At 38.0% G+C, this 18361-nt stretch carries 12 protein-coding genes and 1 riboswitch; of the genes, 2 read left to right on the top strand and 10 right to left on the bottom strand.

All coding sequences use genetic code 11. The features are described 5' to 3' along the window. Position 1 precedes the first annotated feature (1 nt). Positions 2-1207, bottom strand: coding sequence for a Ger(x)C family spore germination protein (locus J2Z26_RS17885; RefSeq protein ID WP_193534819.1), 1206 nt, complete (start codon positions 1205-1207; stop codon positions 2-4). Then, complete coding sequence (locus J2Z26_RS17890; protein ID WP_193534820.1) at positions 1182-2822, bottom strand: spore germination protein; 1641 nt, start codon at positions 2820-2822, stop codon at positions 1182-1184. Before J2Z26_RS17890 ends, J2Z26_RS17885 begins: the two co-directional genes overlap by 26 nt. A gap of 150 nt (positions 2823-2972) precedes the next feature. Here J2Z26_RS17890 and J2Z26_RS17895 point away from each other — a divergent pair, with 150 nt between their 5' ends. After that, complete coding sequence (locus tag J2Z26_RS17895) at positions 2973-4226, top strand: TolB family protein (RefSeq protein WP_193534821.1); 1254 nt, start codon at positions 2973-2975, stop codon at positions 4224-4226. 280 nt (positions 4227-4506) lie between these two features. On the opposite strand, the gene gatB is transcribed toward J2Z26_RS17895, so the two are convergent. Genes gatB through gatC form a run of 3 tightly spaced genes read right to left on the bottom strand, consistent with a single transcriptional unit; the run spans position 4507 to position 7713 of the window. Then, positions 4507-5937 (bottom strand): Asp-tRNA(Asn)/Glu-tRNA(Gln) amidotransferase subunit GatB, encoded by a 1431-nt coding sequence (gene gatB / locus J2Z26_RS17900; RefSeq protein ID WP_193534822.1) that lies wholly within the window; start codon positions 5935-5937, stop codon positions 4507-4509. Between the two features lie 12 nt (positions 5938-5949). Continuing rightward, complete coding sequence (gatA, locus tag J2Z26_RS17905; RefSeq protein WP_193534823.1) at positions 5950-7407, bottom strand: Asp-tRNA(Asn)/Glu-tRNA(Gln) amidotransferase subunit GatA; 1458 nt, start codon at positions 7405-7407, stop codon at positions 5950-5952. 15 nt (positions 7408-7422) lie between these two features. Then, positions 7423-7713 carry an Asp-tRNA(Asn)/Glu-tRNA(Gln) amidotransferase subunit GatC gene (gatC, locus tag J2Z26_RS17910; protein WP_193534824.1) on the bottom strand — a complete coding sequence of 97 codons (291 nt, stop codon included), beginning with the start codon at positions 7711-7713 and terminating at the stop codon, positions 7423-7425. Positions 7714-7842: 129 nt separating this feature from the next. After that, a riboswitch (FMN riboswitch) is annotated at positions 7843-7987 on the top strand. A gap of 136 nt (positions 7988-8123) precedes the next feature. Between gatC and ribB the strand changes: the two genes are divergently transcribed. Beyond that, complete coding sequence (gene ribB / locus J2Z26_RS17915) at positions 8124-8756, top strand: 3,4-dihydroxy-2-butanone-4-phosphate synthase (RefSeq protein WP_193534825.1); 633 nt, start codon at positions 8124-8126, stop codon at positions 8754-8756. 234 nt (positions 8757-8990) lie between these two features. Here the strand turns inward: ribB and putP are convergent, their stop codons facing one another. From putP to pcrA, 5 genes are all read right to left on the bottom strand, one after another. Next, the gene (gene putP / locus J2Z26_RS17920; protein WP_193534826.1) at positions 8991-10442 is read right to left on the bottom strand and encodes a sodium/proline symporter PutP; all 1452 of its coding nucleotides are present in this window, start codon (positions 10440-10442) and stop codon (positions 8991-8993) included. Between the two features lie 498 nt (positions 10443-10940). Continuing rightward, positions 10941-12488, bottom strand: a complete 1548-nt coding sequence (pruA, locus tag J2Z26_RS17925; protein WP_193534827.1) for an L-glutamate gamma-semialdehyde dehydrogenase — start codon at positions 12486-12488, stop codon at positions 10941-10943. A 314-nt stretch (positions 12489-12802) separates the two neighbouring features. Beyond that, positions 12803-13993: a CamS family sex pheromone protein gene (locus J2Z26_RS17930; protein WP_193534828.1), complete on the bottom strand. Its 1191-nt coding sequence runs from the start codon at positions 13991-13993 to the stop codon at positions 12803-12805. 12 nt (positions 13994-14005) lie between these two features. Further along, positions 14006-16012, bottom strand: a complete 2007-nt coding sequence (ligA, locus tag J2Z26_RS17935; protein ID WP_193534829.1) for an NAD-dependent DNA ligase LigA — start codon at positions 16010-16012, stop codon at positions 14006-14008. Between the two features lie 53 nt (positions 16013-16065). Then, positions 16066-18339 (bottom strand): DNA helicase PcrA, encoded by a 2274-nt coding sequence (gene pcrA / locus J2Z26_RS17940; RefSeq protein ID WP_193534830.1) that lies wholly within the window; start codon positions 18337-18339, stop codon positions 16066-16068. Positions 18340-18361: the final 22 nt, after the last annotated feature.

Here is an 18361-nt window from a genome sequence, read left to right on the forward strand (position 1 = left end):
CTTATTTTCCACCCTGTATTTCATTGAGAAATGGTTCATTAGTTGAACCCAAACGACGGATATTGGTATCTGACTTAATATCTACTGTAAGATTCACAAACCCCTCATCATTCCATTTATCTTTTATTTGATTCCAAAGCTTTGGATCCTCCCGGTGAATCACTTCTCCAAAACCAAATATATCAGTTTTTAATTCCTTTGCTTTTTCTACAGCTTGATTCATTTTGGATACTTTGTTCCGATTTAATTCTTCTTCTAGCTGTTCTATTATATTCTCGTTAAGTAAATCAATCTTTGCTTGTACCTCACCTACATTCACTTCGGTAGTAACCTTCACTTGGATTTTTGGTTTGCTATCTTCTATTACAGCATCTACTTTTGTTTGTGTATCTCTCACTTCAAACGTAATATTTCCATCTTCCCAATCAACTACAGCAACTGTACTTTCAACTTTATCTGTTATATAGTTGTGGCCTTTACTTTCGTCCTCATTCAACCAGCCTACTAGTTTATCTCCTTTAAACACGGCAAAATGATCAATTATTAATGAAGCAGGCGTTTCAGTTTTTTCTACATTACTAAGGGTCTTTCCAATTTCTTTATTTCCTTTTACAATAATACCTGTTAACACAGGATTATCTCCTTGTTGTGTAAGTTCACTTATTAGATTATCTAGCTTTACCCCTAGTGTCGGAGCCCAGTAAGAATGAGATATTTCAAGTGATGTAAACACTTTATTAGCTGGATTTTTTTCGATAGCTGTTAGTATATTTAAGGTGTCAGAAGCCTTAACGTCTTTTGAGATAACAGTATAGAAATCTGTTCTAAATTCATGATCTCTTGACATTAAATCTAAGATTTTACTAATACCCGATTTCGCTTGTTCCTCACTAATAACAACCATTCTTAAATGCGAAAAGTACAAACGCTTAGCTGATTCTTTTGAGATTTTTCGTAAAGATTCAAAAATACTCCTACCAGTTGCTTTGTAAGTAGTAACAGGTAATCTACTCGAAAAGGTTTTACCAGCAATTTCTCCTGGATTAACAACTTGAACAGTCAGTAAATATTCCTCGTCTTCTTTATCAATTGCCATCCCACTCACTATGGCAAGTTCTGTTAGTTCATTTCTACTCCAGCAACTAGTCAAGCAAAGTAACATTACAATTATCATAGATAATCTAGTTACTCGGTTCATGATTGTCATTACTACTCTCACCCCTTGTTGATTTTTCCGAGGAACCCTTTGGATGGGGAGCAGGGGTTTCATTTTTAGTGACATCTTCTTGATTAATTAACTGTGGTCGGGACTTCATGTTCCATAAAGGAGTACGATAAATCGTATCATGAAGATCACTTGCTATTGTTGGCGCAAATGGAGCCAAATAAGGAACTCCGAATGAACGGAGACTTGATAGATGTAATACCATAAATAACAAACCCAAAATAATCCCAAATAATCCAAATGTAGCAGCTAAAATCATGAAACCGAATCGTAACATTCGAGTTGCTATACTCATATTAAATTTCGGTATTACAAAACTACATATCGCCGTAAATGAAACAACAATTACCATTGTCGCTGAGATAAGACCCGCTTCTACTGCAGCTTGGCCAATTACAAGGGCTCCTACGATTGAAATAGCAGAACCAATAGCGCGTGGCATTCTCAAACCCGCTTCACGTAATATCTCGAAGGTAACCTCCATGATTAATGCTTCTATTACTGCAGGAAAAGGGACACCTTCACGCTGTGCTGATAAGCTTATAAGCAGAGCAGTTGGTAACATTTCCTGATGAAAGGTTGTAACAGCAATATATGCTGATGGAACGAGTAAAGAAAGTAAGAATGCTGTATAACGTAAAATTCTAATCATAGTTGAAATATCTGGTCGTTGGTAATAATCTTCACTTGATTGCATGAAGTGATTAAATAGTGCTGGAACAAGTAGGACAAAAGGAGAACCATCTACAAGGATAACTATCCTTCCTTCCATTAACCCCGCGGCAACGACATCAGGACGCTCGGTATTATAAATGGTAGGAAAAGGGGAATACGTTTCATCTTGAATAAATTCTTCAATATATCCTCCCTCTAAAATTAAATCAATGTCAATTCGATCTAAACGCTCTCTTATCTCCTGAACAATCTTCTTGTCTGCTATATCTTTCAGATATCCAATCGTTACATCAGTCTTAGATCTTTTCCCAATTTGAAAGTTTTCATATACCAAGTTTTTATCACGAATTCGCCTTCTAATTAATGCTGTGTTCGTTCTGATATTTTCTGTAAATCCATCTTTCGGACCTCTAACAACTTGCTCAGTAGAAGGTTCCTCCACACTTCGACCTTCCCACCCCCTAGTCCCAACTGAAAAGCCGCGAACTTCTCCATCCAGAATAATAACTGTATCACCGGATAAGACACTTTGATTTACGGACTCATAATCATAAACGAATTTTAATTCACCTGTTGTAAGCGAGTATTGTTTCATTAGTTCACTAATGGATATAGAAGGACCAATTGAATCATTCAGTTCTGTCTCTCTAATTGAAAGCATTAAAGGATTTAATATAAACTCATGAATAAACTGCCTATCTACAAGTCCATCAGCGTAAATGATAGCAATCTTCGTTTGTTTCTCTTTACCAATTTCTACTTCTCGGAAAATAATATCTGAACTATGTCCTATATCTTTTTTTATCATTTCTATCGATAAGGACAATTCACTTATTAAAGGAGTTTGATTATTACTAGACTCTTCGACGCCCTTTAGGGGTTTTTTCTTGCTGCTATTGAACCATTTTGATAGTCTTCTCATCTACTTTACCTTCTTTTTTATAGCGATTAATTTAATACAGCACTAGCCATTTTATTAATGGATAAACATGGTATGTGAATAGTATGCTTAAACAGATATAACCTAATGCATATAATTGTTCTTACTAATAGACGAAGGGAAGTACTTTAAATGAAAAGAATAGTTGCTCTTATCACTGCTGTTTTCCTTATTCTCCCTACCTTATGTTTAGCACAACAACCAGTTTCAGATCCTTTAAGGGCAGCATATATAAAAAACAATCATTTATGGATAATAAATGGTGAAAACCAGAAGCAGATTACAACTGGGGGAAATTCAAGTTATCCTAAGTGGTCATTCGACGGCAAATGGCTTGCCTATTTAAAAGGCAACAAAAAACCTGTTTTTGAAGGAGAGCTTTGGCTTTATAGCCTTGAACAAGATAAACATTTCAAGCTTCATTCTAATAGTAAAAATAACTTCCAGTGGGCACCCGCTACAAATAGGATTGCCTATCAGATTAATCCAAAGGAACAGGGAAATGGTTTTCAATCTAAGGGTCAGCTGTACATGGCTGATGTTATGACATTAACGAATGTTCAGCAAATCTACTCTACGACTTCAAATTTTTCATGGTTACCTGATGGTAGTGGATTTTTGGTCTCAACGAAAACTGGAGATAAGTTAGATTCAGATATAGAACTATCACAAATCTTATTAGAGTCAAAAAAAATCCAGCCATTAGTTTCAATACCAGTTGCTGAAAATGAGTATTTCATAGCAACAAGCCCATTTAAATGGTCTAAGGACAACGAATGGATTGCCTTTTTACTTATTCCTACTGCTTCATTGTCGGCTGATTCTAATACTCTTTGTATAGTATCTAAGGACGGAAAGCTTTTTACCAAGGCTGATAAAATGCTAAATCATAATGAGTGGATTCAGTGGTCACCTACCTACCCATTGTTAGGCGCAATTATTGGGGAAGGAAGAGAATCTACTAGTAATAAATCTTTAAAGCTTCATCACCCTCTTTACGTTAAAACTGAAGATTTCACTCCTGCTAATTCTGTAGATCGGGATTTAACGTGGATTAATAATGAGGAAATTGTTACTGCAAGGTCCATTGAATCTGAATGGTTGGAGGAAGCGAAGCGACCTTTACCTGCATTATACAAAATAGATATTCATACACAAAAGCAAACACAATTCTCTACTCCCTCGAAGAATGAAGGGGATTTCCGACCTCAGCATATAGATGGCAAGGTGGTATGGGTACGTACTAACCGTGAAAATGCAAGTATCTGGATATCAGCTTCAGAGGGCACTAATCAAAAGGAATGGATATCAACTATTGATATCGGAAATTGGTATTATGATAAGTGGGATTGGGATGAGGTATTTGGATTGTATATCCCAAGATGATCATTTCTTGAAGGTTAGCGGACTGAGATACCGTTATTTACTTAAAAAAGGTACTTTTCCTACCTTCGCGGACTCACAGACCGTTATTCATCCAAAAGTTGACCATTCAACCACTCTTTTTTGCATATAACGGATTTTCAGTCCGGAACCACTCTGAAAATCGGCCTATTTAGCAAAATAACGGATTCTGAGTCCGAAATGGAAGGCAAATAAGAGAGTAATATATCAAATCAACACGAAAAAAGTCGGGCCTCTAAACGGCTCGACTTTTCCTATTATCCTAACGCTTATTAATCTCTTCCACTAAAACCTTATTAACAACTCCAGGATTCGCCTGCCCCTTCGTTTGCTTCATAACCTGTCCAACTAAGAAGCCGATCGCTTTATCTTTTCCATTTTTATAATCATCAACCGATTGTAGGTTGGCGTCTAGAATTTCTACAATGATTTTCGTTAAAGCACCCTCATCTGAAATTTGAACGAGCCCCTTCTCTTTAACGATCGCTTCCGGATCTCCACCATTTTCAACTAATTCTTTAAACACAGTCTTAGCTATTTTTGATGAAATCGTACCATTTTCAATTAACTTAATCATTCCTGCCAAAGCTAAAGGTGTAAGTTGAACTTCCTCTAACGACTTCTGCTCAGAGTTTAGATAGGCCGATACTTCTCCCATAATCCAGTTTGATGCTTGCTTCGCATCAGCGTCCGCTTTAACCGTTGCGTCAAAAAAGTCAGAGATTTCTTTAGTCAATGTCAATACATTTGCATCATAAACAGGTAAACCTAACTCTTCCACATAACGCTTTTTACGCGCATCTGGAAGTTCAGGAATGTCAGCACGAACTCTCGCTTTCCACTCTTCATCAATATGTAGTTCAACTAAATCAGGTTCTGGAAAATAACGATAGTCATCAGAACCCTCTTTTACACGCATTAGAATTGTTTCTTTTGTATTCTCGTCATATCGACGTGTTTCCTGTTGAATGACGCCACCCTCAGAAAGAACCTTCTCCTGACGGGCAATTTCATATTCCAGTCCACTTTTCACAAAGGCAAATGAATTTAAGTTCTTTAACTCAGTCTTTGTACCAAATTCTTTTTGACCAACCGGGCGTAAACTAACATTCGCATCACAGCGTAATGAGCCTTCCTCCATTTTACAGTCGGAAACACCAGTATATTGAATAATAGCTTTTAATCTTTCAAGGTACGCATAGGCTTCTTCTGGAGAGCGCATATCTGGCTCAGAAACAATCTCTACTAACGGTGTTCCTTGTCGGTTAAAATCAACCAAAGAATAACCATCACCGGTATGCGTCAACTTACCCGCATCTTCTTCTAAATGTAAACGAGTAATTCCTATCTTCTTCTTTGCTCCATCCACTTCTATTTCAATCCAACCGTTTTCCCCAATCGGCTTATCAAACTGTGAAATTTGGTACGCTTTAGGATTATCAGGATAAAAGTAGTTTTTTCGATCAAATTTCGTATCTGTCGCTACTTCGCAGTTTAGTGCCATTGAGGCGCGCATTCCATATTCAACTGCCGTTTTATTCAGGACAGGCAAGACACCTGGATAACCTAAATCAATCACAGAGGTTTGTGTATTTGCTGGTGCACCAAATTCTGTTGGGCTAGCCGAGAATATCTTTGATTTTGTTTTTAATTCAACGTGGACCTCTAGTCCGATAACTACCTCGTACTTCATCTTTATCCCCCCTTACAGTTGTGGTTTAGCTTTATGATGTTCAGTAGCTTGTTCGAATGTATGTGCAACACGGAATAATGTGCTCTCATCGAAATGTTTTCCAATGATTTGTAAACCTAATGGCAGTCCTTTTGAAAATCCACAAGGTACAGAGATTGCGGGTACTCCAGCTAAGTTCATCGGGATGGTTAAAATATCATTTGCATACATTGTCATTGGGTCCTTTGTATTTTCACCTAATCTAAAAGCATGTGTAGGTGCAGTAGGGCCAATAATCACATCAAAGTTCTCAAACACATCCTCAAAGTCTTTCTTAATTAACGTACGCACTTTTTGTGCTTTTTTATAATAGGCATCATAGTATCCAGAGCTTAATGCAAATGTACCAAGCATGATACGACGCTTAACTTCATCTCCAAAGCCTTCACTACGAGTTTGTTTATACATTTCAAGTAAGCTCTCGGCATTGTTCGTACGATGACCATAACGGACACCATCAAAACGAGCCAGGTTTGCTGAAGCTTCAGATGATGATAATAAATAGTAGGTTGCTAGAGCGTATTTTGAGTGTGGTAAGGATACCTCTTCCCACGTTGCACCTAACCCTTCGAGTACCTTTAGAGCATCCAGGACAGATTGGCGCACATCCTCTTTCACCCCTTCTGCAAGATACTCTTTAGGAACTGCTATCCGTAAACCCTTCACATCTCCTGTGAGAGCGGACAAGTAATCTGGAACATCCACATTGGCTGACGTAGAATCCATTGGATCTACTCCTGCAATTGCTTGTAATAAATAGGCATTATCTTCTACGTTTCGTGTAATCGGTCCAATAATATCTAAGGACGAAGCGAACGCCACAAGTCCGTAACGAGAAATACGGCCATATGTAGGTTTTAATCCTACAACCCCACAGAATGATGCAGGCTGTCTAACAGAACCTCCCGTGTCTGACCCTAATGAAAAGAGAACTTCTCCTGCTGCAACCGCAGCGGCAGAGCCTCCACTTGAACCACCGGGTACATGATTCGTATTCCAAGGGTTCTTCGTTTTCTTAAAGCTAGAATTTTCGTTTGAAGATCCCATGGCAAACTCGTCCATGTTTAGTTTTCCTATTGTAACAGTCTCCGCATCCTTTAGCTTTTGAACAACTGTTGCATCATAAATCGGATCAAAATTCTCAAGAATTTTACTTGCACAAGTAGTTCGCAACCCTTTTGTGACAATATTATCCTTAATTCCAATTGGCATCCCAAAAAGCAGGCCGAACTCATCCTTTTTTCCTAGTGCTTCATCTAATGTGTTAGCGTAGTTCATTGCTTTTTCTTCATCTAAAGTTAAAAAAGCTTCAATTTTATGGTCAACCTCATTTATTCGTTTAAAGGATTCATGAACAAGATCAGTAACACGTATCTCTTTCTTATGTAAAAATTGATGAAGTTCTGAAATTTTATAGTCAAATAGTGACATACACTTAATTCCCCCCTATTCAATAATTGACGGAACACGTATATGTCCATCCTTTGAGTCTGGTGCATTCTTCAGCACTTCTTTCAGTGGCAAACCTGTTTTAGGCTCGTCCTCTCGCAATACATTTTTCATTTTGAGCACATGCGTAGTAGGCTCAATATTATCTGTGTTTACCTCATTTAACTGCTCAGCGTATGTAATGATTGCTTCTAATTGTGTTTTAAAATTGTTTGCTTCCTCTTCCGTTATAGCTAATCTTGCTAAATTAGCTACATGCTTTACTTGGTCAATTGAAATTCTAGTCAACCGATCCACCCCCATATAAGTCGTCCGTTAATTATTCTGATAATATCAAAGTCTAAAGCATTAAAGCAACCGATGTGTGTATTTATTCTCAATCTCTTCTTTAAATGGTATAATCTTACATGAATTGAATACAACCTTCGGGGCATGGTGAAATTCCTGACCGGCGGTGATAGCTTTAAAAGCTTAAGCCCGCGACTCATTAGCATCTAATGTTAATGACTGACTTAGTGTAACTCTAAGGCCGACGGTATAGTCCGGATGGGAGAAGGTAGAGGAGTCTTTTTGTGAAGATTTTTTTAAAAATCTATTACAATAGGCTTATTTCTGTATGCCCTAACTAGATGTGTAGTTAGGCATTTTCTTTTTCCGGTTGTAGGATATTCAAAAATCTATTTTATGGAGGTTTTTGAATGACAAAGACAGCTGTTAGTCGTGTTGAAATGGCAATTGAAGAAGTAAGTAAAGGAAAGATGGTCATCATTCAGGATGATGAAAGCCGTGAGAATGAGGGAGACCTTGTCATGGCTGCTGAAAAAGTAACGGGTGAGCACATTAACTTTATTGCTACCTATGGTAAAGGGTTAATCTGTACACCAATGCTTGAGGATCGGTTAAACTTTTTAAATCTGCCACAGATGGTGGAAGAAAACGAGGAATCCTTACGTACAGCTTTTACTGTATCAGTAGATGCGAAGGAAGGAATTACAACTGGTATCTCTGCGTATGAGAGAGCACATACGATTCTAAAGTTAATCGACTCTACAGCCTCTCCCCAGGATTTTGTAAGGCCAGGACACGTATTTCCACTAAAAGCTAGAAGCAATGGTGTATTAGATCGAAGAGGCCAGACTGAGGCTTCCATTGATTTGATGAAATTAGCAGGTCTTTATCCTGCTGCCGTTATTTGTGAGATTATGGGAGATGACGGGCATATGGCTAGGAGAAGTGACTTAGAGGTATTTGCTATTAAACATGAATTAGCATTGATAACCGTACAGGATATAGTTGATTATCGGGTGAAACAGGGGTATTTGAATTGGTAATCTAGATTAATAGCACGAGCACGAGGGTTAAAGTGCTCGTGCTTTTGTTTTATTTTGAGGGTTTGGTTTGAGTATTTTAGGTTCGGCCCGATTTTGTATTTGTTCCGCCCGATTTCCAATTGGTTCGGCCCGAATTCAACATCATTCGGCCCGATTATTCCTCATTTTGGCCTGATTCTCTCTTAATCTCATAAAAAAAGACCTACTCGTTATTCACAAGTAGGCCTATTAGTCTTATAAACTATTTTTCACTTCATCAAATTTATCTTGAATTTCTTGGTCTGGCTCAGCTGTTACTAAGCTGACAATTACTACAGCTAGTGTTGCTAGAATGAATCCTGGTACAATTTCATAAAGCGGTGTACCTAACTTACTCCAAACAACAACTGTTACAGCACCAACAATCATACCTGCTAAAGCACCCCAACGGTTCATACGTTTCCAGAACAACGATAGAATGATTACTGGACCAAATGCTGCACCAAATCCTGCCCAAGCATAACTTACTAATGCTAATACTGAGCTATCTGGGTTACCTGCTAATAGGATCGCAATTAGAGCGATACCTGCAACAGCAATACGTCCTACCCATACAAGTTCTTTTTCAGAAGCATCCTTTTTAAGAATAGCTTTGTAAAAGTCCTCTGCAAGAGCACTTGAAGATACAAGTAGCTGTGAATCAATTGTACTCATAATAGCTGCTAAGATTGCTGCTAATAGAATACCAGATACCCATGGGTCAAATAATACTTGAGTAAAGAGAATGAATACTTGCTCTCCATCTGCTAATGGGCTATCCGCAAAGAATGCAATCCCCGCAAAACCTGTGAATACTGCACCAAATAGTGCAAATACCATCCAAGTCATACCAATCATACGAGCTTTTGGTACATCTTTAACCGATTTTAATGCCATAAAACGAGTTAGGATATGTGGTTGACCGAAGTAACCTAATCCCCATGCTAATAATGAGATAATACCAATAGTGGTCATTCCTGCAAACACGTCTAGGTAAGAAGGATCAATTTCTCCTACTGTGTTTACAGTGTTGCCCCAACCACCAAGTTTAGAGATCGCAACAATTGGCACCACGATTAACGCAAGGAACATTAAAATACCTTGAATAAAATCGGTCCAGCTTACTGCTAGGAATCCACCTAAGAAGGTGTAGGAAATGATAACAATTGCTCCAATCCAAAGTGCTTGGTTATACGTAAGTCCAAAAGAAGCTTCAAATAACTTTGCTCCTCCGACCATACCTGATGATGTATAGAAAGTAAAAAACAATAGAATTACTAATGCAGAAATTACACGTAAAGACTTCGAGTTATCCTTAAATCGATTTTCAAAAAAATCAGGAATCGTAATTGAATCGTTTGCCTTTTCTGTATAAGAACGTAAACGTTTTGCAATGAACTGCCAATTTAGATAAGCACCAATTGCTAGACCAACGGCAATCCAAATTTGCGGCATACCACCTGAAGCGTAAACTGCACCTGGTAAACCTAATAGTAGCCAACTACTCATATCTGAGGCACCTGCACTCAATGCAGCAACACCCGGAGATAGTCGCCTTCCACCTAATACATAGTCTGATAGATTACTTGTCATGCGATATGCAATAACACCTATTAATAGCATACCAATTAAATAAATGATAAACGTTACTAAAACTGCTGGTTCCATTAATTATTCTCTCCCCTCGGTAAAATTCGATATAACTGATAGGACTACTGTGATTAACATCGGCACAAATAGCCAAAACCAAGTTGCTCCAGTTAACGAATATTCCATTTCATCACCTCCAAGATTGTCTTACATGAAATTAATATGCAGTCACATACAATTTCATGATTATTCTAATTATGGACTAGGTATTTCGTCATGTTGATTATCATATCACAAATAGAATTTTTAGTCTTATTGAAAATTCAGACTACTTTTTCAAGATGTATATTTATAAGCAATTTTGAATCATTTTTTAAATATATCAGCTTTAATAACATATCTATTCATGTAAATTAATAAAATTAAATTGAGGTTCCGTCACAATTTAGACGAAATTTAAGTTGACTTTTTCCCCGATACCGCCAAAAATATTTTTTATTCTAACTACAAAAATAGATTTTTAGATATGAAAAAAGCCCCTCGGGCAGGAGGGACTTTCATAAAGATATTTATAACTTAAAGCATTTCAGATGTAGTTTTAGCTTGCATGTGAAGAACTAGGTAGTCTGGGCCACCAGCTTTTGAGTCTGTACCAGACATGTTGAATCCACCAAATGGTTGATATCCAACAATCGCACCTGTACATCCACGGTTGAAGTATAAGTTACCAACATGGAAGTCTTCACGTGCTTTTTCAATGTTTGCACGGTTATTAGTAATAACTGCTCCAGTTAGACCATACTCAGTGTTGTTTGCAATGTCGATTGCATGATCGAAGTCTTTTGCTTTGCATATTGCTACAACAGGTCCGAAGATCTCTTCTTTCATTAGGCGAGCATCTTCAGCAACATCACCGAAGATTGTAGGTTCGATGAACCAACCTTTAGAGTCATCGCCTTTTCCACCATGAAGAAGTTTACCTTCTTGATTACCGATTTCAACATAGCTCATGATTTTATCAAAAGCACCTTGGTCGTTTACAGGACCCATGTTCGTTGTAGGATCAGTTGGATCAGCTAATCTTAGTTCTTTTGTTAATTCAACAACGCGATCTACTACTTGATCATAAACATCCTCTAGGATAACTGCTCTAGAGCATGCAGAACATTTTTGTCCTGAAAAACCAAACGCAGAAGCCACGATTGATTTAGCAGCTAATTCAAGATCAGCTTCTTTATCAACAACAATTGTATCTTTACCGCCCATCTCAGCAATTACACGTTTTAACCAGATTTGGCCGTCGTTTAGCTTTGAAGCACGTTCGAAAATACGAAGTCCTACATCACGAGAGCCTGTAAAGCTAATGAAACGAGTACGTGGGTGGTCAACTAAGTAATCTCCAACCTCAGCTCCACTACCAGGAATATAGTTAACTACTCCTGCAGGAAGACCCGCTTCTTCAAGAACTTCCATGAATTTCGCAGCAACAACTGGAGTTGTACTAGCAGGCTTTAGTAAAACTGTGTTACCAGCTACTAATGCTGCCGTTGTCATACCAGCCATAATTGCAAATGGGAAGTTCCATGGAGAGATGATAACCCCTACTCCAAGTGGAATATAGTTAAAACGGTTGTATTCGATTGGACGGCTTTCTACTGGAATGCCATCTTTTAACTTAAGCATTTGACGTCCATAATACTCTAAGAAGTCAATTGCTTCAGCTGTATCTGCATCTGCTTCATTCCATGGTTTACCTGCTTCTTTTGTTAAAAGAGCAGAAAACTCATGCTTACGACGACGGATGATTGCAGCTGCACGGAATAATATATCTGCACGCATTTCAGGCTTCGTCTTGCGCCATGTTTGGAACGTTTTATCTGCGATTTGCATTGCTTTTTCTGCTAACTCACGGTTTGCTTTTGAAACGCGACCAACAACTTCTTCTCTGTTTGACGGGTTTACAGATACAATTTTGTCATCTGTTGAAATACGCTCTCCACCAATGATTAAGTCGTAGTCTCTTCCAAGGTAAGACTCAACTGTCTCAAGACCTGCTAAATATGCCTTCTTGTTTGCCTCGACAGTAAAATCCGTAAATGGTTCATGTTTATAAGGTACTACCATTCTACTTTCGCCTCCCTTTGTATATAAAAACGTTTTCATCATACAAATCCCATTCTACTAAAAGAAGTAGATTTCTTCAAACGTTGCGGTAATAGTCACAATTGTAAAATTTTTTTATGATACTTATTCATTATGTATAAAGTTGCTAAACTAACCAGTTGATTTCAGCTACAGGCACTCGCTTTCCGTGGGTGGTCCGTGAGCCTCCTCGGCGCTATGCGCCTGTGGGGTCTCACTTTGACACACTTCTCCCGCAGGAGTCTCGTGCCTTCCGCTGAAATCAACATAATATTTAAATCACTACTAAGTGCCCTCTAATTATATATATGAACAAATGGTTCTTCTTGCCCAGCGTCGCGTACGATTATGCTTTCTGGTCCGCTTTCGGAGGATATATAGACTTGCATTGAGAAATAATTCGGGAAATGTTCCATAATTTCACCTGTGATGTATTGGGTAAATCCGATGATCTCTGCCTTGCCGTAGAACTGCATCGGAATTTCGATTGTTAGTTGGTAAAGTTCTTCATTTTTATAAAAACCTCTTCCAATAACACCTGTGTAATTTGGGAAGAATTCATCGATATCATCTTTAAAGTTTTGGAACATCATAGCATCTTCTCTATACTCATTTGTAGCTGCAGAAGATGGGAAGAAATGATATTCTTCGTTGACATCCTCCCATTTGTTAATTTTGTTTCCTTTTTCAATCACACCTGTTTTTGCAACAAAGTTTCCCGGAGCAATTGAAGAAACTGCTTCTTGCTCAAATAAAGCAATAACAATAGGGACTTCATTTAATTCATTAATCTCACGGACTCTTGCTAAAACTTCTTCTGCAATTTTCTTACCCTCTCTAACCAGCACTTCTGTTTCAATCTTTGTTTCTCTCGGATAACCACCTTGATTATCTGGAAGATTGTAATATTGTACAGAGTTTAGTGCAATTCCAAGCACAATCCCACCTAATGCGACCTTATCATCTTTATTTTTAATAAGATAATTATGTTCGAGCATGTGGGCAAAGTAGATCGGACTTTGAGCCATTTGTTCCTCATACGACACTTCGCTGTTAGGATCATACTCAAAGGCTGGGTTAAGACCGATATTATCTGCTTGTTTCATTTTATTTTGTGTTAGTTGCGCAGGAGTCTGTTTACGTTCCAGCCATTTTTCAATCGAACTCTTTGGTATTCTCTGTCCTTCTTGATACAGATATCGGTCTGATGGAAAGGATTCTTGTGCAATTCTCATCAGTCCTGTTTCAAACTCATCAATATCAAGTCTTGTTCTTAAATTTCTTACTACAAGACCTCTTGCTTCCCCAGGCTTGAACGGTAATATCGTACGATAATAGGAATCCGATATTTTGTATCTAGGAATTATGGCTGTCTCCTCTTGTGCTTCGTCGGTATCCTGTACAATTTCCTCTTCTTTATTAAAAGTAGGTGCACACCCTGAAAGGAAAAGGACAAACGCCAACATTATCATTATTAGGCTTTTCAAAACATACACCTCTTATTTCTTTAATTCTTGAATCAAACGCTCCTCATCCCACACTTCAATCCCTAATTCAGTAGCCTTGTCTAATTTTGAACCAGCTGCCTCACCAGCAATGACTAAATCGGTACTTTTACTAACACTTCCAGTTACTTTACCACCTAGAGCCTCAATTTCTGATTTCGCATCATTTCTAGATAAAATCTCTAATTTCCCGGTCAAAACGACTGTTTTACCAGCGAAGTATGAATCAATTTCATCAGCGTTTACTAGCTTTGGACCTTTGTATTCAAGATTTACTCCGAGAGATCGAAGTTCTTCAATGAGCTCTGATACTTCAGGGGCAGAAAAATAGGTCACAATGGAATCAGCCATTTTTTCACCAATTTCATTTATTGCAATTAACTCTTCTGTTGTTACCTTAAGTAATTTTTCCATTGTTTCAAATTGCTGTGCCAAAGTTTTAGCAGCCTTAGCACCAACATGACGTATTCCAAGCCCGAATAAAAGCTTTTCTAGTGAGTTTTGTTTTGAAGCTTGGATGGCGCTGATTAAGTTATCCGCTGATTTTTCACCCATTCGCTCTAATTGAATAAGCTGGTCTTTACGAAGTTTATAAATATCAGCTACATTTGTGATTAATTTTTCTTGGAATAGTTGAGCGATTACCTTTTCACCAAGACCATCGATGTTCATTGCCGTTCTAGATACAAAATGGATTAAACCTTCACGTATTTGAGCAGGACACATTGGATTTATACAACGTAGGGCAACTTCCTCTTCTAAACGGACTAATTCGCTATCACATTCAGGACACTCTGTCGGCATGTTAAACGTTTGTTCTTCTCCTGTACGTCTTTCGACTAGTACGTTAACTACTTCAGGAATAATGTCACCTGCTTTTTTTACAACGACAAAATCCCCTATCTTGATGTCCTTTTCTCTAATTAGGTCTTCATTATGAAGGGAAGCACGCTGCACCGTTGTACCTGCTACTTTTACTGGCTCTAATATTGCAGTAGGTGTTACTACCCCTGTTCTACCAACACTTAACTCTATATCTATTAGCTTTGTGACTACTTCCTCTGCTGGGAACTTATACGCAATTGCCCATCTAGGACTTTTAGCAGTAAAACCTAATTGTGATTGTTGTTCTAATGAATCAACTTTTATAACGATCCCATCAATGTCATAGGCAAGTTTAGGTCTTTTCTCAACCCATCCTTCAACAAATGAAATGACTTCTTCGATCGATCCACATTTTCTTCGTTCAGGATTTGTTTTAAAACCAAGTTTATCAAGAAGATCAAGACCTTCACTATGGGAAGTGACTCCGGTTTCACCTAAGTCTGCAATACTATAAACATAAATATCAAGATTTCGTTTTGCGGCTAACTTAGGGTCTAACTGTCTTAGAGAACCCGCGGCAGCATTTCGAGGATTCGCAAAGAGCATCTCATCGTTTGCGTGTCTTATCTCGTTTAGTGCTTCAAAGGATTTTTTCGGCATAAATGCCTCACCACGTACCTCAATATCGAGTACGTTTGTTAAACGTAACGGAATTGAACGGATTGTTTTAAGATTCTCCGTAATATCCTCACCAATGCTCCCATCACCGCGCGTTGCACCCTGTGCAAAGATCCCTTCCTGATACCTAAGAGAAACAGCAAGTCCATCAATTTTCATCTCACATACATAGGAAACATCATTTCCAACAACCTGTTTTACTCTACGATCAAAATCACGCAAGTCTTGCTCACTGAAGGCATTTCCTAAACTCAGCATAGGTGTTCGATGTTCTACTTTATCGAATGCATCTAAAATTGTACCTCCAACTCGTTGTGTCGGAGAGTCCACAGTTTTAAATTCTGGAAATTGACCTTCAAGATCAACTAACTCACGCAATAGTGCATCATATTCGGCATCTGAAACAGAAGGAGTGTCCATTACATGATATTCATAGTTATATCGATTTAGTAACTCTTGTAATTCTTGAACGCGACTTTGTGCAGTATGTTTGTCCATGCATCGGTTCCTTTCATCATTTCATTAGTAGCAATCAATACTAGAACTAGTACTTATTCTTTAGTAATCGGTGCGAATTTAGCTAACAGGCGCTTAATACCTACCGGACTTGGAAAGGCAATATCTAGCTCCTTGGATTCTCCTTCACCTTTCACGCTCACAACTGTGCCTACTCCCCATTTCTTATGGGATGCTTTGTCTCCTACCTTCCAGCCAATTTCATCCCCACCAGTTGAAGACATAGTTGGGCTAATGGTTGCTCTTCGTTCAGGCTGTCTAGTATTTGAAAACGGTGATGTATCGAATGGTGAAGCTTGCGACCTTGGCTGTCTTTGTTGTCTTTGCTGCCTTTGTTGCCTTTCTTCTTCCATTAACTTTTCACGCAAATCTTCAATTAAGTCTGCAGGAATTTCACTAATAAAACGAGAAACAGGATTCATATTCGTACGTCCAAATAACGTTCTCATTTGTGCGTTTGTTATAAACAATTCTTCTTCAGCTCTTGTAATTCCAACATAGGCAAGACGTCTTTCTTCTTCCATTTCATCTTCTTCCATTAAGGAACGACTATGCGGGAAAACCCCTTCCTCAAGGCCAATTAGGAATACAACAGGAAACTCTAGTCCCTTAGCTGAGTGTAAAGTCATTAGGACTACCGCATCGCCTTTGTTTTGGTCATCTTCTTCTAATTTATCAATATCTGCAACAAGAGCCAAATCAGTTAAGAACGCGACTAAACTTTTATCTTCATTCTTTTCTTCAAAGTTCTTTGTAACAGATAGAAACTCATCGATGTTTTCAAGTCTACTTTGTGCTTCTAGTGTTTTTTCAGTTTTTAACATTTCACGGTAACCTGTTTTATCTAATACTTCATCTACTAATTCAGTCACAGATAAATACTCTTGCATGTTGACCCAATTATTAATTTGATTACGGAATTCAACAAGAGCATTGTAGATTTTGCCGCTTAATCCTATCTGTTCGATTTCTTCTAATGCCTGAAACATGGATAGATCATGTGCAGTTGCATAGTTTGCAATCTTATCAATAGACGAAGCACCAACACCTCGTTTAGGGGTATTTACAATTCTTGTTAAGCTAATATCATCATCTGGATTTGCGATTACACGTAAATAAGCAAGAATATCCTTGATTTCTTTTCTGTCATAGAACTTGATCCCACCAACAATCGTGTAATTAATATTTGATTTAAGTAAAACTTCCTCCATTACACGGGATTGTGCATTCGTTCTGTAAAGAATCGCGATATCTGAGTATTTCCTAGCACCACTATCCACTATTTGCTTTATTTTACCTGCAACAAATTGCCCCTCTAAAAATTCGCTATCCGCACGGTAATAAGTAATATTGTTTCCTTCCATATTTTCAGTCCATAATTTCTTAGGCTTACGATTGGAGTTCCTTTCAATTACTTCATTTGCTGCACGTAGAATTCTTTGTGTAGAGCGGTAATTTTGTTCAAGCATAATTGTCGTTGCATGTGTATAATCCTTTTCAAATGAAAGGATATTGCTGATATCAGCGCCACGCCAACGATAAATAGATTGGTCAGAGTCACCTACAACACATATATTTTTGAACCTAGAAGCTAGTAGTTTCACTAACATATATTGAGCACGGTTTGTATCTTGATACTCATCAACATGAATGTATTGAAATTTACGCTGATAAAATTCAAGAACCTCAGGGATTCGGGTAAATAATTGTATGGTCGTCATGATTAAATCATCAAAGTCTAATGCTTGGTTCTTCTTTAGACGTTTTTGGTATTCAGTGTAAACACTACTTACGACACCATCATACATACCGCCCGCTGTCTTTGCATAGTCTTCCGCCGTCGTTAATTCATTCTTTGCACTGCTAATAGACCCTAAAAGACTACGAGGATCAAACTTTTTTGGATCTATGTTTTTATCTTTAAGAATGTTCTTAATAACTGATAGCTGATCAGTTGTATCTAATATTGTGAAATTACGGTTAATACCGATTCGATCTATATCCCTTCTAAGGATTCTTACACACATGGAGTGGAAGGTGGATATCCATATATCTTCTGCAGCTGGTCCTAACAATTTTTGGACCCTTTCTTTCATTTCTCTAGCAGCCTTATTCGTAAAGGTAATCGCTAATATGTTCCAAGGTGCAACTTCCTTTTCAGCCATTAAATACGCAATTCGATGGGTAAGCACTCTTGTTTTTCCACTTCCTGCACCAGCCATAATTAAAAGTGGGCCATCTGTTGCTTTAACTGCTTCTTGTTGTTCTTTATTTAAACCAGAAAGTAATCTTTCACTGATAAATTGCATCTTTTCACCGCCTATTTACTTT

Origin of the sequence: Cytobacillus luteolus (assembly GCF_017873715.1) — a bacterium.
GTDB lineage: Bacteria > Bacillota > Bacilli > Bacillales > Bacillaceae_L > Bacillus_BV > Bacillus_BV luteola.